The 22,327-nt window shown below is 67.0% G+C and carries 22 protein-coding genes; 16 read left to right on the plus strand and 6 right to left on the minus strand.

Annotated features, from left to right (window positions below; translation table 11 throughout):
• Window positions 1-18: 18 nt before the first annotated feature.
• Window positions 19-1,236, minus strand: a complete 1,218-nt coding sequence (locus tag AW273_RS17580) for a glycosyltransferase family 4 protein (protein WP_062349566.1) — start codon at window positions 1,234-1,236, stop codon at window positions 19-21.
• A gap of 165 nt (window positions 1,237-1,401) precedes the next feature.
• Here AW273_RS17580 and AW273_RS17585 point away from each other — a divergent pair, with 165 nt between their 5' ends.
• Together AW273_RS17585 and AW273_RS17590 are read left to right on the plus strand one after the other, a co-directional pair.
• On the plus strand, window positions 1,402-2,394 hold the full coding sequence (locus AW273_RS17585) for a GDP-mannose 4,6-dehydratase (protein ID WP_062349413.1): 993 nt from the start codon (window positions 1,402-1,404) through the stop codon (window positions 2,392-2,394).
• 261 nt (window positions 2,395-2,655) lie between these two features.
• Complete coding sequence (locus AW273_RS17590; protein WP_157555875.1) at window positions 2,656-3,099, plus strand: hypothetical protein; 444 nt, start codon at window positions 2,656-2,658, stop codon at window positions 3,097-3,099.
• Window positions 3,100-3,139: 40 nt separating this feature from the next.
• On the opposite strand, the gene AW273_RS17595 is transcribed toward AW273_RS17590, so the two are convergent.
• Window positions 3,140-4,342: a cytochrome P450 gene (locus AW273_RS17595; RefSeq protein ID WP_062349415.1), complete on the minus strand. Its 1,203-nt coding sequence runs from the start codon at window positions 4,340-4,342 to the stop codon at window positions 3,140-3,142.
• A 216-nt stretch (window positions 4,343-4,558) separates the two neighbouring features.
• Between AW273_RS17595 and AW273_RS17600 the strand changes: the two genes are divergently transcribed.
• The 6 genes from AW273_RS17600 to AW273_RS39345 all read left to right on the plus strand — a co-directional run bounded on the left by AW273_RS17600 (window position 4,559) and on the right by AW273_RS39345 (window position 10,253).
• Window positions 4,559-5,368 carry a fumarylacetoacetate hydrolase family protein gene (locus AW273_RS17600; protein ID WP_439648637.1) on the plus strand — a complete coding sequence of 270 codons (810 nt, stop codon included), beginning with the start codon at window positions 4,559-4,561 and terminating at the stop codon, window positions 5,366-5,368.
• A complete protein-coding gene (locus AW273_RS17605; protein WP_232327473.1) occupies window positions 5,365-6,678 on the plus strand; it encodes an L-fuconate dehydratase in 1,314 nt (437 codons plus the stop codon). Before AW273_RS17600 ends, AW273_RS17605 begins: the two co-directional genes overlap by 4 nt.
• Complete coding sequence (locus tag AW273_RS17610) at window positions 6,675-7,421, plus strand: SDR family NAD(P)-dependent oxidoreductase (protein WP_062349417.1); 747 nt, start codon at window positions 6,675-6,677, stop codon at window positions 7,419-7,421. The genes AW273_RS17605 and AW273_RS17610 overlap by 4 nt, the downstream gene beginning before the upstream one ends.
• A 3-nt stretch (window positions 7,422-7,424) precedes the next feature.
• A complete protein-coding gene (locus tag AW273_RS17615; protein WP_083949836.1) occupies window positions 7,425-8,681 on the plus strand; it encodes an aldo/keto reductase in 1,257 nt (418 codons plus the stop codon).
• 2 nt (window positions 8,682-8,683) lie between these two features.
• Window positions 8,684-9,520: an amidohydrolase family protein gene (locus AW273_RS17620; protein ID WP_062349418.1), complete on the plus strand. Its 837-nt coding sequence runs from the start codon at window positions 8,684-8,686 to the stop codon at window positions 9,518-9,520.
• Between the two features lie 499 nt (window positions 9,521-10,019).
• Entirely contained in the window at window positions 10,020-10,253 is a 234-nt protein-coding gene (locus AW273_RS39345) for an STAS domain-containing protein (RefSeq protein ID WP_369409044.1), read from the plus strand.
• A 220-nt stretch (window positions 10,254-10,473) separates the two neighbouring features.
• Here AW273_RS39345 and AW273_RS36335 read toward each other — a convergent pair whose 3' ends face one another.
• Window positions 10,474-11,085, minus strand: coding sequence for a 2'-5' RNA ligase family protein (locus tag AW273_RS36335; protein WP_198168207.1), 612 nt, complete (start codon window positions 11,083-11,085; stop codon window positions 10,474-10,476).
• Between the two features lie 20 nt (window positions 11,086-11,105).
• Window positions 11,106-12,329, minus strand: a complete 1,224-nt coding sequence (locus tag AW273_RS37265; protein WP_157555877.1) for a hypothetical protein — start codon at window positions 12,327-12,329, stop codon at window positions 11,106-11,108.
• A gap of 387 nt (window positions 12,330-12,716) precedes the next feature.
• Between AW273_RS37265 and AW273_RS17630 the strand changes: the two genes are divergently transcribed.
• The 5 genes from AW273_RS17630 (at window position 12,717) to AW273_RS36340 (ending at window position 14,819) form a co-directional block, all read left to right on the plus strand.
• On the plus strand, window positions 12,717-13,139 hold the full coding sequence (locus tag AW273_RS17630) for an ATP-binding protein (protein ID WP_062349420.1): 423 nt from the start codon (window positions 12,717-12,719) through the stop codon (window positions 13,137-13,139).
• On the plus strand, window positions 13,136-13,516 hold the full coding sequence (locus tag AW273_RS17635; protein ID WP_062349421.1) for a hypothetical protein: 381 nt from the start codon (window positions 13,136-13,138) through the stop codon (window positions 13,514-13,516). Before AW273_RS17630 ends, AW273_RS17635 begins: the two co-directional genes overlap by 4 nt.
• A gap of 94 nt (window positions 13,517-13,610) precedes the next feature.
• Window positions 13,611-13,949: a hypothetical protein gene (locus AW273_RS17640; RefSeq protein ID WP_157555879.1), complete on the plus strand. Its 339-nt coding sequence runs from the start codon at window positions 13,611-13,613 to the stop codon at window positions 13,947-13,949.
• A 237-nt stretch (window positions 13,950-14,186) separates the two neighbouring features.
• On the plus strand, window positions 14,187-14,390 hold the full coding sequence (locus tag AW273_RS17645) for a hypothetical protein (protein ID WP_062349423.1): 204 nt from the start codon (window positions 14,187-14,189) through the stop codon (window positions 14,388-14,390).
• Between the two features lie 132 nt (window positions 14,391-14,522).
• Window positions 14,523-14,819, plus strand: a complete 297-nt coding sequence (locus AW273_RS36340; RefSeq protein WP_157555907.1) for a helix-turn-helix transcriptional regulator — start codon at window positions 14,523-14,525, stop codon at window positions 14,817-14,819.
• A 544-nt stretch (window positions 14,820-15,363) separates the two neighbouring features.
• On the opposite strand, the gene AW273_RS37270 is transcribed toward AW273_RS36340, so the two are convergent.
• Together AW273_RS37270 and AW273_RS17655 are read right to left on the minus strand one after the other, a co-directional pair.
• Window positions 15,364-15,756 carry a hypothetical protein gene (locus AW273_RS37270; protein ID WP_157555881.1) on the minus strand — a complete coding sequence of 131 codons (393 nt, stop codon included), beginning with the start codon at window positions 15,754-15,756 and terminating at the stop codon, window positions 15,364-15,366.
• Window positions 15,757-15,969: 213 nt separating this feature from the next.
• Window positions 15,970-17,205: a pentapeptide repeat-containing protein gene (locus AW273_RS17655; RefSeq protein ID WP_062349425.1), complete on the minus strand. Its 1,236-nt coding sequence runs from the start codon at window positions 17,203-17,205 to the stop codon at window positions 15,970-15,972.
• Window positions 17,206-17,730: 525 nt separating this feature from the next.
• On the opposite strand from AW273_RS17655, the gene AW273_RS17660 reads away from it, so the two are divergent.
• The 3 genes from AW273_RS17660 to AW273_RS17670 all read left to right on the plus strand — a co-directional run bounded on the left by AW273_RS17660 (window position 17,731) and on the right by AW273_RS17670 (window position 21,753).
• The gene (locus AW273_RS17660) at window positions 17,731-18,129 is read left to right on the plus strand and encodes a plasmid replication, integration and excision activator (protein WP_232327474.1); all 399 of its coding nucleotides are present in this window, start codon (window positions 17,731-17,733) and stop codon (window positions 18,127-18,129) included.
• A 358-nt stretch (window positions 18,130-18,487) separates the two neighbouring features.
• A complete protein-coding gene (locus AW273_RS17665) occupies window positions 18,488-19,918 on the plus strand; it encodes an FtsK/SpoIIIE domain-containing protein (RefSeq protein WP_232327475.1) in 1,431 nt (476 codons plus the stop codon).
• 152 nt (window positions 19,919-20,070) lie between these two features.
• Window positions 20,071-21,753, plus strand: a complete 1,683-nt coding sequence (locus AW273_RS17670; protein WP_232327476.1) for a replication initiator — start codon at window positions 20,071-20,073, stop codon at window positions 21,751-21,753.
• The last annotated feature ends 574 nt before the right edge of the window (window positions 21,754-22,327 follow it).

Below are 22,327 nucleotides of genomic sequence, written 5' to 3' on the forward strand. Positions count from 1 at the left end.
CCTGGGGAACCCTTCGGGTCAGCGCGCGGCGATGGCCTCGCGGTAGGCCTCAACGGTCTTGCGGGCCACGACGGGCCACGCGTAACGCTCCATGACACGGTCGTAGCCGCGCTGTCCGTACTCCTCCCGCAGCTCGGGGGAGTCGATCAGGCGGCGCAGCGTGGCCGCGAGCTCCTCGGGGTCGCCCGGGGCCACCTGGACCGCGGCGTCGCCGACCACTTCGGGCAGGGCGCCGGTCCGGGACGCCACCAGCGGGGTCCCGCACGCCATGTGCTCCACGGCGGGGAGCGAGAAGCCCTCGTACAACGACGGGACGACGGAGATCTCGGAGGTGGCGATCAGCTCACCGAGCTCGTCGTCGGAGATGCCGTGGACGAACCGCACCCGGTCGTGCAGCGACAACTCGGCCACGAGCTGCTCGGTCGGGCCGCCGGGGGTGGGCTTGCTGACGACGGTCAGGTTCACGTCGCGTTCGGTGGAGAGCTTGGCGACCGCGCGCAGGAGCGTCGCGACCCCCTTCATCGGGGAGTCGGCGCTGGCCACCGCCACGATCGAGCCCTTGCGCCTGGGCAACTCGGGGCGGGGGTGGAAGAACCGGGTGTCCACACCGAGCGGGATCAGGCGCAGGTTCGACTGCGGGACGCGGAAGTCACGGTGGATGTCGGCCACCGACGACTCGCTGACCGTGAGGATCGGCTTGAGCCGCGCGGCGACGTATGCCTGCATGCGGACGAAGCCGTACCAGCGCCGTTTGGAGAACTTCATCCAGCCCTCGGCCGCCGCCAGCTCGATCCGCCGGTCGACGCTGATGGGATGGTGGATCGTGCCGACCACCGGGAAGTGCTTCTGGATGCCCAGCACGCCGTATCCGAGCGTCTGGTTGTCCTGTACGACGTCGAAGTCGCCGATCCGCGCCTTGAGCTCCCGGTAGGCCCGCAGGCTGAAGGTCAGCGGCTCGGGGAAACCGGCCGTCCACATCGTGCCGACTTCGAGGAGGTCGATCCAGTCGCGGTATTCGCCCGGTTTGGGGGTCCGAAAGGGGTCTTCGTCGCGGTAGAGGTCGAGACTCGGCACCTTGTTGAGGATCACGCCCTCGTCGAGCTCCGGATAGGGCTGACCGGAGAACACCTCGACGTGGTGCCCCATCGCCACGAGTTCGCGGGTGATGTGGCGGAGATACACCCCCTGACCGCCGCAGGTGGGTTTGCTGCGATAGGACAGCAGTGCGACGCGCAGCCTCTCCACCCCGAAGCACCCCTTTCCGCCCCTGTGGGGGCACCTGAGATGACCTTAGCCTAGGCGGGTGGAATGCCGTTCGGTGGAACGTGTTCTACGAATGCGGCCCGGTCAGGGCCTTCGGGGTACATTCGCCTACAAAGTTCGCGTACGGAGGAGGACGTGTTGGCCAGACGCGCGTTGATCACGGGCATCACCGGTCAGGACGGCTCCTATCTCGCCGAACACCTGCTCTCCGAGGGCTACGAGGTGTGGGGCCTGGTCCGCGGCCAGTCCAACCCGCGCGTCGCCCGGCTGCCGAAGGACATCCACCTCGTCCGCGGCGACCTGCTCGACCAGGGGTCGCTCATCTCGGCCGTCGAGAAGGTCCGCCCCGACGAGGTCTACAACCTGGGCGCCATCTCGTTCGTGCCCATGTCGTGGGAGCAGGCCGAACTCACGGCCGAGGTGACCGGCATGGGCGTGCTGCGCATGCTGGAGGCCATCCGCGTCTGCTCCTCGCGCGGCGGCGAGATCCGCTTCTACCAGGCGTCGTCGTCGGAGATGTTCGGCCAGGTCCGCGAGACCCCGCAGACCGAGGTCACGCCCTTCCACCCGCGCTCGCCCTACGGCGTGGCCAAGGCCTACGGGCACTTCCTCACCCAGAACTACCGCGAGTCCTACGGCATGTACGCCGTCTCCGGCATCCTGTTCAACCACGAGTCGCCCCGCCGGGGAGCCGAGTTCGTGACCCGCAAGGTGTCGCTCGGAGTGGCCCGGATCAAACTGGGCCTGGCCACCGAACTGCGGCTGGGAAACCTGGAGGCCCGGCGCGACTGGGGCTTCGCGGGCGACTACGTGCGGGCCATGCACCTGATGCTCCAGGCCGGCAAGCCGGAGGACTACGTCATCGGCACCGGCCGCACCCAGTCGGTGCGCGAACTCGCCGAGGCGGCCTTCTCCGCGGCCGGCCTCGACTGGGAGCGGTACGTCATCGCCGACCAGGCGCTGCACCGGCCGGCCGAGGTCGACCTGTTGTGCGCGGACCCGAAGAAGGCGCGTACGCAGCTCGGGTGGGAACCGACCGTTCCGTTCGAGGAACTGATCGCGATGATGGTCGAGTCGGACCTGCGCCTGCTGAGCGAGGGCGGCGACCTCCAGGACTCCTCCTGGCCCTGATATCCGCCGCGCCTCCGGCGCGGCGGGCTTGGCCCTGTTTGATGGCCGCGCCTCCGGCTCGGCGGGCTTGGCCGCTTTCAGTCCGGGCCTTCCCTCGTCGCTCCGGTTCGCTTCGCTCTCCTGCGCTCCTCAGTCCAGGTCCCGGACGCGGCCAAGCCACGACTGGTCGGCCTCACGAGCGACTTTGGCTCTCGTCGACGGACTTGGCGCGTCGGAGGGGAAACGCCGGACCAGGGTCCTTGGCGTCGCTACTTTCTGTGCATGATCAAGTACCTTGTGTCGCTGGCGATGTTCGGTTCGGCCTTTCTCGCTTCGCCCGCGCACGCCCAGACCGGTGCCTGTGGAGTGGAGGCCGACACCCGTAAAGGTGTGTCGAGCGTGCTCTGGCGGTTGTGCCTGGAGGACGGCGACTGGCCGCACGGCGCCCTCACCTCGCACTGCCGGACCGCCGTTCCTTTCTGGACGCTGACCCCCTGCTCGGTCAGGGGACGGTTCGAGATCCGCAGGGACGGCGACCTCGTCGCGTCGGGGCCCTTCGACGCGCGCAGCGACCTGAACGGCCACACCTCCCTGGACCAGATCTTCACCTTCCGCTGCGAGGGCCCCGGCGTCTACACCTACGCGGTCACCGAGGCCACGTACACCTTCCCGACGCTTGCCGCCGTGGCGCTCCCCGGCGGCTTCGTCGCCCGGACCGCCTGCTGACGGAGAAGGTGCGGGGCCGGGCGGCCGGCCCCGTGTCGGTTCAGAGGGAGACCGGCAGGTCCTTGATGCCGTTGATGAAGTAGGAGCGCAGGCGGCGGGCCTCGCCGGCCTGCTGGATCTTCGGGACGCGCTCCGACAGGACTTCGAACAGCACTCGGAGTTCCATCTTGGCCAGGTGGTTGCCGAGGCAGAAGTGGGCGCCGCCGCCGCCGAAGCCGAGCTGGGGGTTGGGGTCTCTGGTCACGTCGAAGACCTCCGGGTCGGCGAAGACCTCCTCGTCGCGGTTGGCGCCCGCGTAGAAGATGACGACCTTGTCGCCCTCCTTGATCTGCTGGCCGCGCACTTCCATGTCCTGGGTGGCCGTGCGCCGGAACAGGTTGACGGGCGAGACCCACCGCACGATCTCGTCGGCGGCCGTCTTCGCCACCGACTGGTCGGCGACGAGTTTGGCCCACTCGTCGGGGTTCTCGAAGAGGGCCAGCATGCCGCCCGAGGCGGCGTTGCGGGTGGTCTCGTTGCCGGCGACCACGAGGAGCAGGACGAACAGGTCGAACTCCTCCACGCTCAGCTCCTCGCCGTCGTCGCCGGGCTGGAGCAACTTGGTCACCAGGTCGTCGCGGGGGTCGTCGCGGCGGGCCTCGGCGAGCCGGTTGGCGTACGCGTAGACCTCCATCGGCGCCATCTGGCCCTCTTCGGGGCTGGCCGAGTAGTCGGGGTCGTCCATGCCGATCATGCGGTTGGACCACTCGAACAACTTGGCCCGGTCTTCCACCGGCGCGCCGAGGAGCTCGCAGATGACGTACAGCGGCAGGGGAGCGGCGATGTCGCGGACGAAGTCGACGCTCGGCTTCGCCTGGGCCTCGTCGATGAGCTCGTGGCAGATGTCGCGGATGTGGTCTTCCAGCTTGGAGATGGCGCGCGGGGTGAAGCCCCGGTTGACGAGCGAGCGGCGGCGGGTGTGCTCCGGCGGGTCCTGGTTCAGCATCATCAGCCGCTGGAGTTCGAGCTCCGCCTCGCCCGGCTCGGGGAAGAGCGACAACCGCCGGTGGGACGAGAACAGGTCGCTGCGCCGTGACACGTGCACCACGTCGGCGTGCTTGGTCAGCGCCCAGAAGGGCGGCCAGCCCTCCATCTGACCACCCTGGTGCCGGAACACCGGGGCGTTGGCCCGCAACCAGGCGAATTGGTCGTGGGGGGCGCCGGAGGCCGCGTACCGATCCATGTCGACGAGGTCGATGTGCATCTGATCACCCGATCATCGTTGCGCTGGGAATCCGCCTCAAGACGAGGCCTGGAACGTGTTCCAGCCAAGCACGTTTCGAGGCCGAACAGGTCATCCGATGTCTGAGCTTGACAGGGAGGCGGGCATGGCATCAGGCTTCCTCATGCAAACATCGGATGTATAGGGGGAGTCGTGAGGCTGCTTCGAGTAGGTGGAAAAGGCGCGGAACGCCCGGCCGTGCTCACAGACGACGAGCGGCTGCTCGACCTGGGCGAATTCCTCAACGGAGCCGATTTCACCCCGGACTTCTTCGCCTCCGGCGGCCTCGACCGGGTCCGTGCGGCAGTCGCCGGCCACCCCCTTCCGGAGCTCGACCAGGACGGTCTGCGCATCGGTCCGCCCATCGCGCGGCCCGGAAAGATCGTATGCATTGGACTGAACTACCGCGACCACGCGGAGGAGTCCGGCGCCGCCGCTCCGACCGAGCCGGTGGTCTTCATGAAGGCTCCCAACACAGTCGTCGGACCTTTCGACGAGGTCCTTGTTCCGCGTGCCAGCGTCAAGACCGACTGGGAAGTCGAACTGGCCATCGTGATCGGTTCGACCTGCCGATACCTCGGCTCGCACGAGGAGGCGCTCGCGGCCGTCGCCGGCTACACCGTCTCCAACGACGTCTCCGAGCGCGAGTTCCAGCTTGAGCGCGGCGGTCAGTGGGACAAGGGCAAGTCCTGCGAGACCTTCCAGCCGCTCGGCCCGTGGCTCGTCACGGCCGACGAGGTCGCCGACCCCCAGGCGCTCGGGCTGCGCCTCTGGGTCAACGGCGACCTGAAGCAGGACGGCGACACCAAGAACATGATCTTCGGCGTGGCCGAGATCGTGCGTTACCTCAGCCAGTTCATGGTCCTCGAACCCGGGGACGTGATCAACACCGGCACACCCGCCGGGGTCGCCCTGAGCGGCCTGCATCCCTACCTGAAGGAAGGCGACGTCATGGAGCTCGAGATCGACGGTCTCGGCCGGCAGCGGCAGACGGTGGGTCAGGCGTGACCTCCGCAGCGTCGATCCACCCGTCGATCCACCCGCCCATCCAGTCGTTCCAGACCTTCGACATCCGGTTCCCGACGTCCCTGGAGCTCGACGGCTCCGACGCGATGAACCCCGACCCCGACTACTCGGCCGCCTACGTCGTGTTGTCCGACGGGGAGTGCGAGGGCCACGGCTTCGCGTTCACCATCGGCCGGGGCAACGACATCCAGACCGCCGCCATCCGCGCGCTGGAGCCCTATGTGCTCGGCCGCGACGTCGGCGACCTCGGCGCCCTCTACAAGGAGATGGTGTACGACAGCCAGCTCCGCTGGCTGGGCCCCGAGAAGGGCGTCATGCACATGGCGATCAGCGCGGTCGTCAACGCCCTGTGGGACCTGAAGGCCAAGCGCGAGGGCAAGCCCCTGTGGCGGCTGCTCGCCGAGATGTCGCCCGAGGAACTCGTCGGCCTGGTCGACTTCCGCTACATCGGCGACGAGCTCACCCCCGAGGAGGCGCTGGAGATCCTGCGCCGCGCCGAGCCCGGCCGCGCCGAGCGGATCGAGAAGCTGCTGGAGACCGGCTACCCGGCGTACACGACCTCGCCGGGCTGGCTCGGCTACGACGACGAGAAGCTGCGCCGCCTCTGCAAGGAGGCGCTCGACGACGGCTTCAGGCAGATCAAGCTGAAGGTCGGCGCCGACCTCGACGACGACGTGCGCCGCATGCGCATCGCCCGCGAGGTCTGCGGCGAGGGCTTCCCGATCGCCATCGACGCCAACCAGCGCTGGGACGTCGGCGCGGCGATCCACTGGGTCAAGGAGCTCAGCCCCTACTCGCCCCACTGGGTCGAGGAGCCGACCAGCCCCGACGACGTGCTCGGCCACGCCACCATCGCGCGCGCCATCGCGCCGATCCCCGTGGCCACCGGCGAGCACGTCCAGAACCGGGTCATCTTCAAGCAGTTGCTGCAGACGCGCGCGATCTCCTACCTTCAGCTCGACGCCGCGCGAGTGGCGGGTGTCAACGAGAACATCGCGATCCTGCTGCTGGCCGCCAAGTTCGGCGTGCCGGTCTGCCCGCACGCCGGCGGCGTCGGCCTGTGCGAGCTGGTGCAGCACCTGTCGATGTTCGACTATGTGTCGGTGACCGGAACCATGGAGAACCGCGTCATCGAGTACGTCGACCATCTGCACGAACACTTCACCGACCCGGTCGTCGTCGAGAACGGCGTCTACCGGGCACCGGTCGCACCGGGGTTCAGCGCCGAGATGCGACCCGAGTCGATCGCGGCCCACGTGTTCCCCGACGGGCCGGTCTGGAGAGAGTCATGACCGAGTTCGAGGGCCTCAAGGCCCTGGTCACCGGTGGGGGCCAGGGCATCGGCCTGGCCATCGCCACGTTGCTGACCGAGCGCGGCGCCCGCGTCGCCTGCCTCGACCTCAACCCGCCCGGTGACCCCTTCGTCGGCGTCAAGGCCGACGTGTCCGACGACTCGTCGGTCCGCGCGGCCGTCGCGTCCGCCGCCGAGCAACTCGGCGGCCTCGACATCGTCGTCAACAACGCCGGGATCGGCGCGGCCGGCACGGTCGCCGACAACGACGACGCCGAATGGTTGCGGGTGTACGACGTCAACGTCGTCGGCATGGTCCGGGTCACCCGGGCCGCCCTGCCGCACCTGCGCGAGTCGGCCCACGCCGCGATCGTCAACACCTGCTCGATCGCGGCCACGGCCGGGCTGCCCCAGCGGGCGCTCTACAGCGCGACGAAGGGCGCCGTCTACTCGCTGACGCTGGCGATGGCGGCTGACCACGTACAGGACGGAATCCGGGTCAACTGCGTCAACCCGGGCACCGCCGACACCCCGTGGGTCGGCCGGCTGCTCGACGCCGCCGCCGACCCGGCCGCCGAGCGGGCCGCCCTGAACGCCCGTCAGCCGATGGGCCGCCTGGTCTCCGCCGAGGAGGTCGCCCACGCGGTGGCCTACCTGGCCGGCCCGTTCGCGTCGGCCACCACCGGCACCTCGCTGGCGGTCGACGGCGGCATGCAGGGCCTGCGCCTGCGGCCGAGGAGCTGAGGCGTGCAGCGCATCGCCCTGCGCACCCGGCTCAAGCCCGGCAGCGAGGCCGCCTACGACACCGAGCACGCGCGGCTGCTGCCGGGCCTCGACCGGGCGATGCGCGAAGCGGGCGCCCGGGTGTGGCGGATCTGGCGCGACGGCCTCGACCTGTTCCACTACGTCGAGGTCGTCGACTACGCCGACTTCCAGGCGCGACTGGCCGGCAACCCGATCAACCAAGCCTGGCAGAAACAGATGAACCGCCACCTTGACGGCGATTTCGACCCCTCCGCCGGGCCTCTCCGCAAGGTGTGGGAGATGTCGGGGGCTGTACGTCCGAGGGCTCCGTTCTCTACGGTTTTCGGCGTGACGACGACCTACGGCTTAGGTGCCGCCCCGATAGGCAACCTCTTCACCGCGCTCACCGACGACGAGGCGTCGGCGACGGTCGAGGCCGCGTGGGACGCGGGGATCCGCTACTTCGACACCGCGCCCCACTACGGGCTCGGCCTGTCGGAGCGCCGGCTCGGCCGGGTGCTGGCCGCCAAGCCCCGCGGCGAGTTCGTGCTCTCCACGAAGGTGGGCCGGCTGCTCGTGCCTGCCGACGGCGTCGGCAAGGACGACCAGGGCTTCGACGTGCCGAGGAGCCACACGCGGGCCTGGGACTTCTCCCGCGACGGCGTGTTGCGCTCGCTGGAGGAGTCGCTCGAACGGCTCGGCCTCGACTCCGTCGACGTCGCCCTCATCCACGACCCCGACCATCACTGGGCGCAGGCCGTCGGCGAGGCGTTCCCCGCCCTGGCCGAACTCCGCGACCAGGGCGTCGTCAAGGCCGTCGGCGTCGGCATGAACCAGTGGCCGATGCTGGCCGACTTCGTGCGCGAGACCGACATCGACACCGTCCTGCTGGCCGGCCGCTACACGCTGCTCGACCAGTCGGCCGGGGCCGAACTGCTCCCGCTGTGCGTCCGGCGCGGCGTGTCGGTGATCGCCGGAGGCGTCTTCAACAGCGGCCTGCTGGCCCGCCACGACCTCGCCGGGGGCACGTTCAACTACGCGCCCGCCCCCGACGACGTCCTCGCCCGCGCCCGGGAGATCGCCGCCCTGTGCGAGAAGCACGGCGTGACCCTGCCGCAGGCCGCCATGGCGTTCCCGCTGCGTCACCCGGCGGTGACGACGGTCGTCATGGGCATGAGATCCGTGCAGGAGGTTCGGGGGAACATGGAACTGGCCGCCCGGCCCGTTCCCGAGGCTCTGTGGGAGGAGCTGGGGTTCTGACCATGATCGACGCGCATCACCACCTCTGGGACCCGTCCCGCCGCGACTACCCGTGGATGTCCGGCGCGGCGCTCACGCCGATCAGGCGCCCCTACGGCCTGCCGGAGCTGCGGGCCGCCACCAGCGCCACCGGCACCGTGCTCGTGCAGACCGTCTCCTCGGTCGAGGAGACCCGCGAGTTCCTGCGGACGGCGCTGGAGTCCGACGGCCTGATCAAGGGCGTCGTCGGCTGGGTCGACCTGACCGCCCCCGACGTCGCCGACGTCCTCGCCGAACTGCGGGAGGGCCCCGGAGGCGACCTGCTGGTCGGCGTCCGCCACCAGGTGCAGGACGAGCCCGACGACGATTGGCTCACCCGCCCCGACGTCGTGCGCGGCCTGCACGCCGTCGCCTCGGCCGGGCTCGCCTACGACCTGCTGGTGCTCGTCCACCAGTTGAAGGCGGCCCGCCAGGTCGTGGCCGACCTGCCCGACGCCCGGTTCGTGCTCGACCACGCCGCCAAGCCGCCCGTGGCCAGCGGGCTGATGGAGCCGTGGGCGACCGGGATCGAGGGCCTGGCCGACTTCGACAACGTGACGTGCAAGATCTCCGGCCTGGTGACGGAGGCGAGCTGGACCGACTGGACCCCCGGTCAGCTCCAGCCCTATGTGGAGCACGTCCTTGAATATTTCGGCGCGGAAAGGGTCATGTTCGGCTCAGACTGGCCCGTCTGCCTCCTTGCCGCGACGTATGGCGAGGTAGTGGAGACAACTAAGGATTTCACCAGTGGGCTGAGCGGAGACGAACAGTCGTACATATACGAATCGACGGCGCAGAAGGTTTATCGCCTGACGCCATAAGCGGTTTTCCACAGAAGAACCGACGGTCGCCGGAGCGGGTGGCGAGAGATCGCCCCCGCCCCTGGTCAGGGGGTTTATCTGTGCTCTGACCTGCGGAAATAGCTGGCGGTGTCGGTTCGGGGTGTCTCACTGGTGCTCACTGAGACTCGCCATCGCTGAGTGTTCACGGGCCATACACGGGCCAAATGCCGCGCACGTTTGCCCACTACAGAGGGTGTTATGGCCCATGATCACGGGCCATAACACCCTCTCTGTACGCGTGGGGTCAGACATCCGATCTCTGGAGGTTGAACTCCTCCTGGTTCACCGGGCTTGCCGGAGACAGACTGGAGAGCAACCCGACAACGACGGAGGTTGTCTCATGGGCGGGCAATCTGGTGCGGTTCTAGAGGTCCATGGCGACTTAGCGGGTTGGTACGCGGTCGTTCACATCACGGGAGAGTTCGGGCAGGTCGGCGATCCTCACGCTCGTCTTCGTCAGGTGATGGCGGATCTACCGATGCCGGAGCCGCCATATCTGGTTCTCGACCTGGCGGGTGTGGTGTCGTGGGACGGCTCGGGTCTCGGCGCGATGCTGTCGAGCGTGAAGGACGTGCGGGAGTCCGGTGGCTGTGTCGCGGTCGCGCGGGCTCCGTCTGATCTGGTAGCACACTGCCGGCGGGTTGGGCTGAACCGCGTGTTCGAATGTCACGCGACGGTTGAGTCGGCGGTCACGGCACTACGTCCGACGTAAGGGCGGCGCGTCTCTGCGCTTTCGGCTTGTGCCACTCCGGCGCCGCCCCCGCTGGCTGCCCTCTCCGGGACTATCAGGCGGCGGTCAGTCAAGGACGGCTTCGCGTGCTCCCTTGCCCGGTGACCTTCCTCGCGCGCTGGTTGTCCTACGGGTACAGCCGCCCTTGACGGAACCCGGCTGACCCGGACAATCGGGCGGCGGGTGCAGAGCCGTCCGATGCCTACGGCCCTAGCCGGATATGAGCGAGCTCATGCCAGTTCCACGCATCTTCCGATCCCTCTTGGAAGACGAGGCTGACGTTTCCTACAGTCACAATGGCCTCTGGAAGGCTTTTCCCCAGAGCCTCGATAATGGGGGCTGCCGGCATGTCTGCCGCGCTGTATGCGACCGTTACATGAGGAATCCAGGGCTGCGCCAGAACACCACGCTTTCCGGAGGCGGAGAATGTCACCTCTTGAAGAGCTGTAATGAGGGGTTCAAGCCGGCTCGCAGGATGCGCTTCGATGGCAATTGCTTCAGGGTGATACAGAACTCGCTCGAACGCCAAAGTGATCGGTGTCATCGACGCAAAAGCGCTGGTGGCGTTGGACGCCATGACCTGGGTCTGTTCCACGGTGAACTCATCTGCCGGACCACAGAAGAGCAGGGTCAGGTGCACATATTTATGCGGCGTCAGATCGAGTCCGGAGATTCCTGAGATACGTCGATGAGCTTCACTGGTGAGCCTGTCGATCTGAGTATTTCCGCTCAGGAGCATGTGCCAATACAACTGCCCTTTGCCGGCCGTATAGGTTTTCCGGCGCTCCCAGCGGTTGACCATGTTCTCCGGCATAGGGCTCATCTTGTTCTCTCCTAAGCGGACAAGGCGCGGGAGTTGAAGTCCTCGATCTGCCTTGTGAGCGTTGTCGCGATTTCCGAGTTCTGATACTGGCGGTCCTTCAGGCGCTCTCTCAACTCAACTAGATAGTTGGTGACGGTCGCCATACGCATCTCGGGTTCCATCTCCATGACGGGGGTGATCTGTTCTGCCGCTGCGGCCAGGTCGCCCATCATCACGAAAGCGTTCGCCGCTCCGAGGCGGATCTGTGCCCATGTCGGCCGGGCGAAGGGCGCTCCCGACGCCCATGCCTCCTCGGCTTTCGAGGCTGCCTTGATCGCCGATCTGGCTTCGCCCAACTGGAGGGCGACGGCCAGTTCGAACAGAGCTTGGCGCGGTCGGGGGCACGACCAGGGATATAGACCGGAGTCCTGGTCGATCCTCTCGGCTGCGTCGTCCGCCCGCTGCAACGCATCGCGAGCCCGTTCGGCATCGCCGACGATTCCGGCTGCGTTCGCCTCCTGGCATGCCAACAGGATTCGCAGAGGCGTAGCCGGGCTGCACTCGTATCCGCGCCGGGCGATATCGGCGGACGCGAGATAGTTGCCACGCCACCTTTCGGTTTTAGCCTGGGCGCTCAAACTCGCCGCGACGCTTATCCCGGCCTCTTCGGCACATAAGGTGGCGGTGATTCCGTGGACGATTGCGGAGCGGTTGTCATGGAGATCGCCCAATAGAATGCATGATTGCGCAAGAACTTGAGCTTCGATTCTCAGTAGTTCGCGGACTTCCCTCGGGCGCTGCTTTCCCGTCGTGAGTAGGCGCTGAATCTTCATGTTCAGGCCGTTGACGTCTCTCAGGAGTTGGGCAGGCGGAACTTTCGTGTGTTCTTCCGCGAATAGGTTCGCCGTATGTTCGAGCATCGAGATGGTTGAGCTACCGACGTTCGTTTGCTCAATCCACGCGGCGAAAGATGTGATGTCCTGGCCCGCCGATATCTCGGCATGGAGATCTCGACTGAAGAGATCATTATCCCGTACCGCCTGGAGCTCGCCTTTCTCGGACGCCTTTTGCAGGGCGACTAACCGCCCTCCGGCATTCAACGCCTTGTCGAGTGATGCCGCTACTTGTGCACTGGGCGCACGCCGCCCTGATTGAAGATCCGCGATATGGCCGTAGGAGACATTGGCGAGAGTCGCGAGTCTACGGAGCGGGATCTTTCCGCGTATGCGCTGTAATGCCGCACCGAATGTCTCCAAGTCGGGGTCTCCTGATCTCGGGTCGGTGATGCGTTCGCATAGGCGCGAACACGGGTGCGAACAGCTGCGAACAAGTCGCATATAGAAACTCGCTTCCGAGTCTAGACATGCTTGCTGGCAGATCTGAAGGAAGCGGCGGAATGTCCTCGTCGCCAGAAATGCGAGGAAGCGCCCCCGGTCTCATGGCCTGGTGGACGCCGACAAGTAGCGGGTCCGGCTGGCGTTGCGAGCGACCAGCCGAACCCTTGACCAGGAGGGTCTTCCTGATCCATGGCACACGATAGGGCTACGAGACAGGTTCAGCGAGATGGTCTAGAAGACATCTTCTTACCCGGTATCGGACCGGAGAATGGGGAGACGTTCGGGGCGGCGGGGTCCCTCGGGGCTGTGACACGGCGGTTCTACCGCTTGCGGGCGTTGCCGGAGTCGGTGTCGTCGGCGCGGGCGTACGTTCAGGTTCGGATGGCGATGTACGGGCGGCCTGACCTGCTGGACACGGCGCAGCTCGTTGCCAGTGAGCTGGTGTCCAACGCGGTCAAGGCGACGGCGGCGCGTTGCGCGAGCCTGGAGATGTGGGGCGGATCGCCGGTGCCGGTGGTCGGTCTGAGCGTGTACCCGATGTTCGACCGGGTGGTCACAGAGGTGTGGGACTGCTCGCCCGAACCTCCCAGGCTGGTGGAGGTAGACGACAACTCCGAGAGCGGGCGGGGCCTGTTCCTGGTGCACATGCTGTCCGGGGGCCTGTGGGGTTACCGGCGTCCGCGTACCGGCGGCAAAGTCGTCTACGCCACCATCGGGGCGGAGCTGTGAGCGGGCGGGGAGAGATCACGCTTGCGGGCGGGCCGGATGATGCGGCGGACTTGCGGGCGCTGGAACGGCTGCTCATTGCGAGATCCTTCTCCACGGTCTTCATCCCGGACATGTCCGAGACGGCTGCCGCGCGGGCTGCGACTCCGGGCCTGCTGGTACTCACCCGGGATCGGCGAGAGGTGGCCCGGGTCTACATGGGGCCGCGTAGCGGGGCGTACATGGTCCAGCTCTTGATGGGGCCGGGTTCGGATGCCGCACGGGTGCTGCCGGTGATGGGTGCCGGACGGGCGGCGGCCAGGATCGCGGGCGGCTCTGGTGTCGCGGGGCTTCTGGCCGGTACCTCGTCGGAAGGCGGGGTGAGCGATGTCGCCGAGTAGGGCGCTTACCGGGCTGCGTCGCCGGTCGTGGGATCTGCGGGAGGCGGCGTTTCGCCTGTGGGAACGCACCTTGTGGGTGTGGGAGCGGAAAGCCGTGGAGGCGGCGGAGACGGGGATTGAGGGCCTGTCGATGCTGCTCGACGATCGCGGGATCTATGAGCTGTTCTACGAAGAGCCGGGGATGATCGAGATCTGCCGGTCGTCGGACAGGCGGCCGGGCGCGTGGGCGAAGTACAGCGCCCGGACCGGGCTGTACTTCGTGGGGGCGATTCATGGCCCGATCGCTGTGGCCTCGGACAGGTATGAGGCGGCGCAGTTGGTTCCGGGGTATGGGCCGACGTCGTTGACGGCGCTGTGCTGGTCGCCGGAGTGGGATCGGTTCCTGGAAGAGGTCGAGGACGTTCGTGACCAGATGTACGGCGGTGAGGAATGAGGGCGGGCTGAGGCGGCTGCTGGGCCGGTGGTCTCTCTCCTCGGGTGCTGGTGCGGTGACCTGAGGGGGTGAGCGGGCTGTTCGCGTGTGTCCCCCGTACGCGTGGATGGTGCTGGTCTGGTGGCGAGGGGGCGGGGTGGGTCGTAGCGCGTCCGGTGCGCTCCCTGCCCCGCCTTCGTTTCTGTGTGGATCACGGGATGAGTCGTCGGTTCTCCCGTCGTGGCAGGCGGTGGTGCGGTGAGGCTTTCGGAGCTGGCGGAGAGGTACGGGCGGCGGTGGGACATCACCGGCAGCGACGTTGAGGGGTGGACGGCGGTGCGTCGTCAGCTCGTTCGGCAAGAGGCGTTGGATCGCGGGCTGTCCAACGTCCGGTGTGGCAACACGTTGGCGGACTTGGCCGTGCGGTTGAAGGAAGAGGAGGAGTCGGAGTGGAAGAGGTGAGGCGGTGTATCTGGTGATGGTGGTACGGGCCTTGACCTTGCTGGGAGTGGCAGGGCCGGCGGAATGACCGCAGGTCACCCCGTAAGGGCGAGCGTTGAGCGAGTTCGGCCGGCGCTGTCGCGGGCCGCCCTGATGATCTTGGAGATAGCTGTGGGTGTGGAGGGTTTCCGTAACGTGTCGGCGGCGACGTTGCGTGTGCTGCGGGAGCTGGAATCGGCTCGTGGGCCGGTGTACGGGTCGGTTCTCGAAGCTGTCTGGGATGGGGGAGATAACGTCTATCCGCTCTTGAAGCGGCTGACGGATAGAGGGTGGCTCGTCAGTGAGCGGGATCGGCCTCCTGGTCGGCGTCGTCGCCTGTACCGGCTGACCACTGAGGGTCGGCGGGCGACGTTGGAGCTGCTGGCCGTGTATGAGACGGCGGGGCCATAGCGATGATCAACGAGGAACTCGTGACGGTGAGGAGATTGCGGCAGGTGTCGCCTGCGACGTTGCGTGTGGTGCGGGCGGTCATGTCGGATTCGTTGGCGGCTGTGGACGGGTACGGGCTGGCGGAGACCTGTCGCATGGAGAAGGCGCGTATTTGTCGGGTCTTGTGTCGGCTGACGCCCGATGGGCGGTCAGTGGCGTTGGCGGTGTTGTGGCAGCACGGGGAAGGGTGCGGGAACCGGGTCCCGGAACGGCTGCCTGAGGTGTGACGGGTCTGGCCGGGGACCTGAGGTGTTCGGCAACCTCTCGCGGCCCCGTACATCCCGTACAGTCCGGAACGTTCCGTATGCCCCTCGCGCCCGATTCGATGGCTTCCCTGCCGGGTGCTAGGTCTGGCGTTCGGCAGTGGGTTCACGGAGGGTGCAGGCGTCTTGAAGGCATCGGACGCCTGTACTCCCGCGATCTTTCCCGCAGCCCATGAACGCGCTACGTAGCCAAATGCAACGCTCCGTGTAGCCGCGGAAGGGTGCGCCGCGCCGTGTGTTGATCATGTGTCCGAGCGCTCTGACCGTTGTGGTGTGGGGCGGCCGGAGTTGTCTCCTTGAAGGAGTCGGCCGTTTGCGAACTCGGCCGTGATGGGGTGTTCGCTCCAGTCGATCACCTCGTCCGCCTCGCGCAGTAGCCATGCGCTCTGTTGCTGGGCGAGGGGTTCCGTGCCGGGGATCGGGGGGCGCAGGTAGGCGAGATAGGAGGCGGCCCCTTGGAGATCTTCTGTGGGGTCCTCCTTCTTGGTTCGGCCCGGTCTTGTGGGTATCGGCCGCCATCCTGCTTCCCTGGCTGCCGCGATGAGTCGTTCGGGATCGAAGACGTGGAGTTCCTGAAGGTGGACGATTCTGATCACATGGCCGGGTAGGTCGGCTCTGCGGGCGTCGTAGTCCATGGGGTCAGTATGGCTTTGGATCATGTGTTGGTGGCCTGGACGAGTGGGCGGCTTGCCGCTCCTCGCCGGGACCGGCCGGAGGCCGCATGCCCGGCGAGGGGAGGGCGGCGTTCTGCCGCCCGCGCGGCCGTCAGGCCGCGCCTTGACATCTATAAGAACAATTCGGCAGTGGCGCGGAGGCGTCCAAGATCGATTAGGGCCTGGCGGTAATGTCTACGATCTCGTGGCATCACTCCGTGTTGTTGCGTCGAGGATCTGGTCAGGGGTCCTTCCTCGCACGTTCTGGAGGTTCGCGTGGGTCAGGTCCGCGTCGGTGAGATCCGCGCCGGTTAGGTTCGCATCGGTCAGGTTCGCGTCGGTGAAGTCCGCGCCGGTCAGGTTCGCGCCGGTCAGGTCCGTGCCTGCCTGGTACTGACCTGCTATGTACGCGCCGTTCAGGTACGCGCCGTTCAGTTTCGCGCGGTTCAGGAATGCTCCGTTCAATTTCGCGCCTACCAGGGTGGCTCTGGTCAGGTCCGCGCTGAACAGTCTCGCCTCGGTCAGGTCCGCGCTGAACATTTGCGCGTCGGTCAGGTCGGCACTGGCCATGTGGGCACCGTTCAAGAATGCGTCGTTCAGGTCCGCATCGGTCAGGTGGGCTCGGGCTAGGTTCGCGCGTTTCAGGGATGCGCCGGTCAGGACCGCGTTTGCCAAGTGGGCGTAGATCAAAATCGCGCCGTTAAGGTTCGCGCCGGCCAGATTCGCGCCTGCTAAGTGGGCGCCGGTCAGATCCGCGCCGGTCAGGTTTGCGCCTGCCAAGTTCGCGCCTGCTAAGTAGGCGCCGGTTAGGTCTGCGCCGGTCATGTTGGATCGCGTGATGACGGTGAGTGCGGCTTGGATGTCGGGTGGTGGCTTCTTGTGCGACGGGGCTTCATCCGTGGGGGTGTCCTCGTCCTCTTGCGAGTCGGCGGGGGTGTCCTCGTCTTGGTGGGAGTTAGCGGGGGTGCGCTCTTGGGAGTGGATGCGGATGAAGGCGGTGAGGACTTCTTGGACGGTGCTGTGGTCGCGCTGGGAGTCGTGGGCGATGCGTTCTAGGGCGTAGATGCCGCCGAGTCGGATGTCGAGTTTCTCGTCTCCGAGTTGTTGGATGGCTTTGGTGTATCGGTCGGTAACTTGGCCTTGCTCGGTGAGCGCGAGTGCGTTTCGGGCTGTCTGTGCGTTGCGGGCGGTGTAGTAGACCGCTATGAGCGCGATGATGCCGGTGGCGATGGCGAGGGCTCGTCCGCGTACGGCGTCGACGGCGGTGGCGAGGTCTTTGGGTTCCAGGGTGCCAACGCGGTCCAGGTCGAGAATCCAGCGTGCACCCGGTCCCATGATCCAGAAGAGTGCGCAGAAGAATACGGTCGCCGGAAGAATGAGGCTTAGGCGTCGTGCGTACTCGCGATACCGGGCAGACGCAGTGCGGGGCATGCGCAGGATCGTAGGGCTTTAGTTCGTTCGCCCGGAACGGTGAGTATGGCTGTCTTTATGGTAATCATGCCGTGTGGTTGTGACGGGCGTCCCGGAGCTGGCGGCGCTGGGCGTGCGGGATGCACCATGGGGGCTGGAGCGCGTTGACTTGTTCCGTGTCGTTGCCGGATGAGGTACGCGTGACCGGTCCGAACGATGTGGGTCCTGCCAGAGACAGAACTGCGAGAGACAGAAGAGGAGGGTTGATCACCAATGTCATACGTGTCATATGCGCTGTTCAGCTCGCCTCCGTGCGCTCCTCGCACGCGGGGCCGTTCGACGTGGGCGGGATAATAACAGCGGATTCCTGATTTGGGAATACCTGATTGATGCCGTCCGGTTATGGCGGGATCCGTCGCCCTTCTCGGGCCGTTTACTGGTCACAAGCCCGCCGAGTCAGATCACTTGTCAAGGACGGTAATCCGGCTCGGGCGGGGACCAGCTATCGAGGAGGCTGATGCCAAATTGATTAGGGGCCCCATCCCCGTGCACCACGCGTTCGTGTTTCCCAGCGGTGCCTTTCTCTCCGGAGAGGTCACCCCGGTACTCGATTTCGATGCGAGTACCAAGGATCGTCCCGTCCAGCAGCGCGACAAGGTCACCGGTGAGCTGGTGTGGTCGGTCGCGGTGACCAATGTGAGTCCGGATGTCCGTGCGGCGGATAAGACGGTGAGCGTGAAGATCGTGGCGGCGGTCGCTCCGGAGATGCCTCCGGTGCCACCCGCCATGGCAAGTCTCGGCTTGCCGTTCGTTCCGGTCGAGTTCGTGGATCTTGCGGTGACTCCGTATGTGAACTCGGCGAACAATCGCCTGGCGTATTCGTTCCGGGCTCGCGGGTTCCGCCCTTTGGCGGTATCCCGCTCGCAAGAGACCAGCAGGGGATGATCCTGCTGAGGACCTGAGGGTCATGATTCAGGGCCGGTAGAGCCGGTGCCTGCTGCGGCGCTGTAGCCGCCGATCATTCAACACGCCTGAGTCCCCGTGACCCGTCAGCGGTCGGGGACCTGCCCCGGCATGCCGGGCTGCCCGTTGGAGCTTGGAACCTCCCCCGTGTGGTCCGGCATGCCCGCAAGGGGCCTGCGTTTTGCCCTGTTCCCCCGATTCGACGCCTGAGGGCTGGCCGGTGCTTGGTGGCGCTGGCCGGTCCTCGGGTTTTGGCACCGCTGGTGTGAGCGGCTCTCGCTGCTAGGCGCGGGCTGCGGTGTGGGGTGCGGGGTCCTCATGGTCTGAATGGGGGTGTCCCATGATCTTCCGTAAGCTCCCTGGTCAGGAAATCGTCGGCGTCGTCTCTACCCGTCCTGACACCACGGTCGTGTTCGCTCCGACCGTCGTCCGCACGCCCGTGATCGTCACCGTTTTCGTGTGGCTGTGGCGGCTGCTGGCCGGTTCGGTCCGCATGTTCTGGCGTCATCCGGTCGCCTGCGCGGTCCCGATCGTCACGGGCTGGCTGTGGTCGTTCGGCGCATGGCAACTGGTCGCGTTCATGGCGGCCGATCTGTCGGCCATCGCAGGCCTGGTCGCCTGGGCCTACCCTCACGCCTTCGGCCGGTGGGTCGGCTGGCCGCTGGTCGCCTGGTGGCGGTGGGTGTGGGTCTACCGGCGCAAGTGGCAATCCGTGATGGTCATGTCCGGTCTCGCCGGGAACTTCGGCGGGCGGCTGTATCTCCCCGACCTGGTGCGGGTGCGCTGCGATGCCCGCTGCGATGTCGTCCGGGTGCGGATGCTCGCCGGTCAGGCGGTCGAGCAGTTCACCGACCATGCGCCGAACCTGGCGCATGGCTTCGGCGCTGCGCGGGTGCGGATCACCTCCCCGAAACCCGGCTGGGTGACGCTGACCGTTCCGCGCGCCGATGTGTTGGCGCGGGTGATTCCGGCGATGCCGATTCCGGCTCGGCCGTGGGTGGGTCCGGTGGAGATCGGGTTATCCGAGGACGGCTTGGTGTTCCGTCTCCAGGTTCACGGGACCCATGTGCTGATCGCTGGGGCGACCGGTTCGGGTAAGGGGTCGTGGCTGTGGTCCATCATCAGGGGCCTGCTTCCGGCCTGCGCGGCGGGCATCGCGCAGGTGTGGGGCCTGGACCCCAAGCTCATGGAACTGAGCTTCGGCCGTGAACTGTTCGACCAGTACGCGGGAACTCCTGAGCAGTGCGCGGACCTGCTGGAACAGGCCGTGGCACTCATGCAGGAGCGGGCACACCGGTACGCGGGAGTACGCCGCAACCACGTCCCGACCTTGGACGACCCGTTCGTCCTGGTGGTCGTTGATGAGGTGGCGTTCCTGACCGCTTACCAGCCGGACAAGGCGTTACGTCTGCGGATCTCGGCGGCGCTGGCCACGCTCACCACACAGGGGCGCGCGGTCGGTATCGCGGTCGTGGCGGCGCTTCAGGACCCGCGCAAGGAGGTTCTGAACATCCGGAACCTGTTCCCGGACAAGGTGGCGCTTCGGCTGGATGAGCCGGGTCAGGTCGACATGGTTCTGGGCGACGGTGCTCGGGATCGGGGCGCGGTGGCGGATCAGATTCCGCGTGATCCGGATGACCCTTCGGTGGGTGCGGGTGAGGCGTATGTGCGGCTGGAGAACAGCACAGATCCGGTTCGGATGCGCGCCGCGTACGTGTCGGATGCCGATATTCGGCAGATGGCGGCCTGGTTCGGGGGTCGCTCGTGGTGACCTCGGATGGTACGGCGGGCGGTTCAGGGGCGTCCGGTGAGCTGAGGCCGGCGGATGCCGTTGGCACCCGTAGGGCGACCGGCAGGGAGTCTGCCGGCGTCAGCGCCCCCGCGTCGGACCTGGGATCAGGCCTGGGGTCGGGCCTGGTCAGTATGGCTGCGGTGAAGGCCTCGGGGCTGGTGTCCCGTGAGGTTGCCGAACAACTGGCGGTGGCGAACGGGGTGTGTATCCGTCCTATCCCGATGCGTCGTCAAGACACGGTGACGGGTGTGGTGGACACGGTGGATCTGCCGTGTGGTTCGTGGCGGGAGAGCTGGTGTCCTCCGTGTGCGAAGCGGGCTCGTCAGGTGCGGATGGCGCAGTGCCGTGAGGGCTGGCACATGGAGTCTGAGCCGCTGGTCGAGTACACGCGAGGCGAGTATCGGAGCTACTTGCATGACCTTCGGGAGCAGGCTCAAGGCTGGCGTGATGACGCTGAGGCGTCCGGTGAGGACACTACCGATTTCGATCTGGCTCTAGCAGACCTGGATACCGAGATCGGCGCGTTGGTGCCGGTGAGCCGAGCGACGGCGGACGTGGCCGACCAGGAGGACGCGGGCGACGACGGGGCCTCGGCTGAGGTGGGGCCGGATCGGCGTTCGCGGTCGACGCGGCGGCGGGATGACGCGGCGAACCTCCCCCGACGTCAGCAGGTGTCCGGAACGTTAGGGCGGGTCTATGAGGGGCGGGACGGTAAGGGGTTCCGTCCGAGCATGTTCCTGACTTTGACCCTGCCCTCCTACGGCCGGGTGTCGAACGGTGTGCCGGTCGATCCGGACAGGTACGACTACAGGCGGGCGGCTCGGGATGCGCTGCACTTCGGCAAGCTCGTCGACAGGTTCGTGCAGAACCTCCGCCGGGTGGCGGGCTGGGATGTGCAGTACTTCGCGGCGGTGGAGCCGCAACGGCGTCTGACTCCTCACCTGCATATGGCCATTCGGGGGACGTTGCCCCGGTCGGTGGTGCGTCAGGTGGTGGAGGCGACCTATCACCAGGTGTGGTGGCCTTCGGTCGATCGGGTGGTGTTCGGTGAAGGGGATGCCGAACCGGTCTGGTCGGAGGGTCACGGCTACGTGCATCCGGGCACGGGGGAGGTGCTGGCGTCCTGGGATGAGGCGTTGGACGCCCTGGATGATGGCGGCTCGGCGGACGGCGGGCACGGGGAGCCGTTGCATGTGGCGCGGTTCGGCTCGCAGATGGACATGCAAGGCGTGCTGGCTGGTACCTCGGATGCGGATCAGCGGGTCAGGTACCTGACGAAATATCTGACCAAGAGCCTGTCCTGGGATGCGGTCCTGAAGGCGGACGATGCGGGTTCGTCGGGTCGGGCGGCGCATGTGGCGCGGTTGGCGGAGGCGCTGCGGTGGGAGCCGTGTAGTCCAGAGTGTGCGAACTGGCTGCGGTACGGGGTTCAACCGCGTAAGGCGAAGTCGGGATTGCGCCCGGGATGGTGCAGGAAGAAGGCGCACAGTCCCGATCGGATGGGCTACGGCGGTCGCCGGGTATTGGTGTCGCGCAAGTGGTCCGGGAAGACCCTGGCAGGTCACAAGGCGGATCGGCGGGCGTGGGCGCTGGCGGCGGCCGGGCTGGACCCGGAAGAAGAGGCGCGGGAGCCGGGCCGTTACGTATGGCGTCGTCTGAGTGCGTCCGACCCTGCGCTGGAGCCGGTGGCCGTGCGGCTGTTGCGGCTGGTGGCTGTCCGTCAGGCGGCTCGGGCGGCGCGGGAAGGTCCACCCGATGGCGGGCCTGATGACGTGGGGAAGGCACCCGGCCCGGACACAGGGCGGGATGCCTGATGGGCGCTGAACGCCCACTACGGAGGGAGCCGGAGCAGGCAAGACCGGCCGCGAAGACGAACTTGGGCTCCTCGGGTGCTCGCTGTGTACCGATGGGTGAGAGAGGTTGCCCGTTCCGGTCTGGTCGTTGCGCGTCGGTGGGTGGAGGCGCGGGGAAGCGGCGCCTGCCCCTGATAGATCGTGCCGAAGGCTTCATTCGCTCTTGGGGCGTCGGCGTGGGTGTCACGTGGTCGGTGGCAAGCGATCACGGCGGCGGGGGTGGGTGGGCGGGTCGCGGCGGCGGCGAACAGAGTCCCATCCCACTAGTTGATCTTGCTGGGGGACGTGCGGTCTCGTCGGCGGGAGCGTGGCCGGCGGCTGGCGTCGGCGAGAAGGGCGCGGATGCCCGAAATGAATTACAGAGATCACTCAATCGACTCCATTATGTAATTCTCGATAAGCGGGCGACGGAACGGCCTGAAATGCTCCTGGCGGCTCGGTGGATATCCCGCCGGGAAAATGAGGTAAAGGCACTCGGGCGGAATTTCTTCCTTGTCGGCTCCGACTGGACGGTTCCGGCCCCCTCGTCGAGTGT

The organism is Herbidospora yilanensis, from assembly GCF_001570565.1.
In the GTDB taxonomy this organism is placed as follows: domain Bacteria; phylum Actinomycetota; class Actinomycetes; order Streptosporangiales; family Streptosporangiaceae; genus Herbidospora; species Herbidospora yilanensis.

Coding starts and splice junctions, on each gene's coding strand:
- AW273_RS17595 (WP_062349415.1), bottom strand. CDS start 4,342: ATGCACATCGACCTCGTCGACATGGATCGGTACGCGGCCTCCGGCGCC.
- AW273_RS17665 (WP_232327475.1), top strand. CDS start 18,488: ATGATCTTCCGTAAGCTCCCTGGTCAGGAAATCGTCGGCGTCGTCTCT.
- AW273_RS17620 (WP_062349418.1), top strand. CDS start 8,684: ATGATCGACGCGCATCACCACCTCTGGGACCCGTCCCGCCGCGACTAC.
- AW273_RS36340 (WP_157555907.1), top strand. CDS start 14,523: ATGATCTTGGAGATAGCTGTGGGTGTGGAGGGTTTCCGTAACGTGTCG.
- AW273_RS36335 (WP_198168207.1), bottom strand. CDS start 11,085: ATGCCGGAGAACATGGTCAACCGCTGGGAGCGCCGGAAAACCTATACG.
- AW273_RS17655 (WP_062349425.1), bottom strand. CDS start 17,205: ATGCCCCGCACTGCGTCTGCCCGGTATCGCGAGTACGCACGACGCCTA.
- AW273_RS39345 (WP_369409044.1), top strand. CDS start 10,020: ATGCCGGAGCCGCCATATCTGGTTCTCGACCTGGCGGGTGTGGTGTCG.
- AW273_RS17610 (WP_062349417.1), top strand. CDS start 6,675: ATGACCGAGTTCGAGGGCCTCAAGGCCCTGGTCACCGGTGGGGGCCAG.
- AW273_RS17590 (WP_157555875.1), top strand. CDS start 2,656: ATGATCAAGTACCTTGTGTCGCTGGCGATGTTCGGTTCGGCCTTTCTC.
- AW273_RS17670 (WP_232327476.1), top strand. CDS start 20,071: ATGGCTGCGGTGAAGGCCTCGGGGCTGGTGTCCCGTGAGGTTGCCGAA.
- AW273_RS37270 (WP_157555881.1), bottom strand. CDS start 15,756: ATGGACTACGACGCCCGCAGAGCCGACCTACCCGGCCATGTGATCAGA.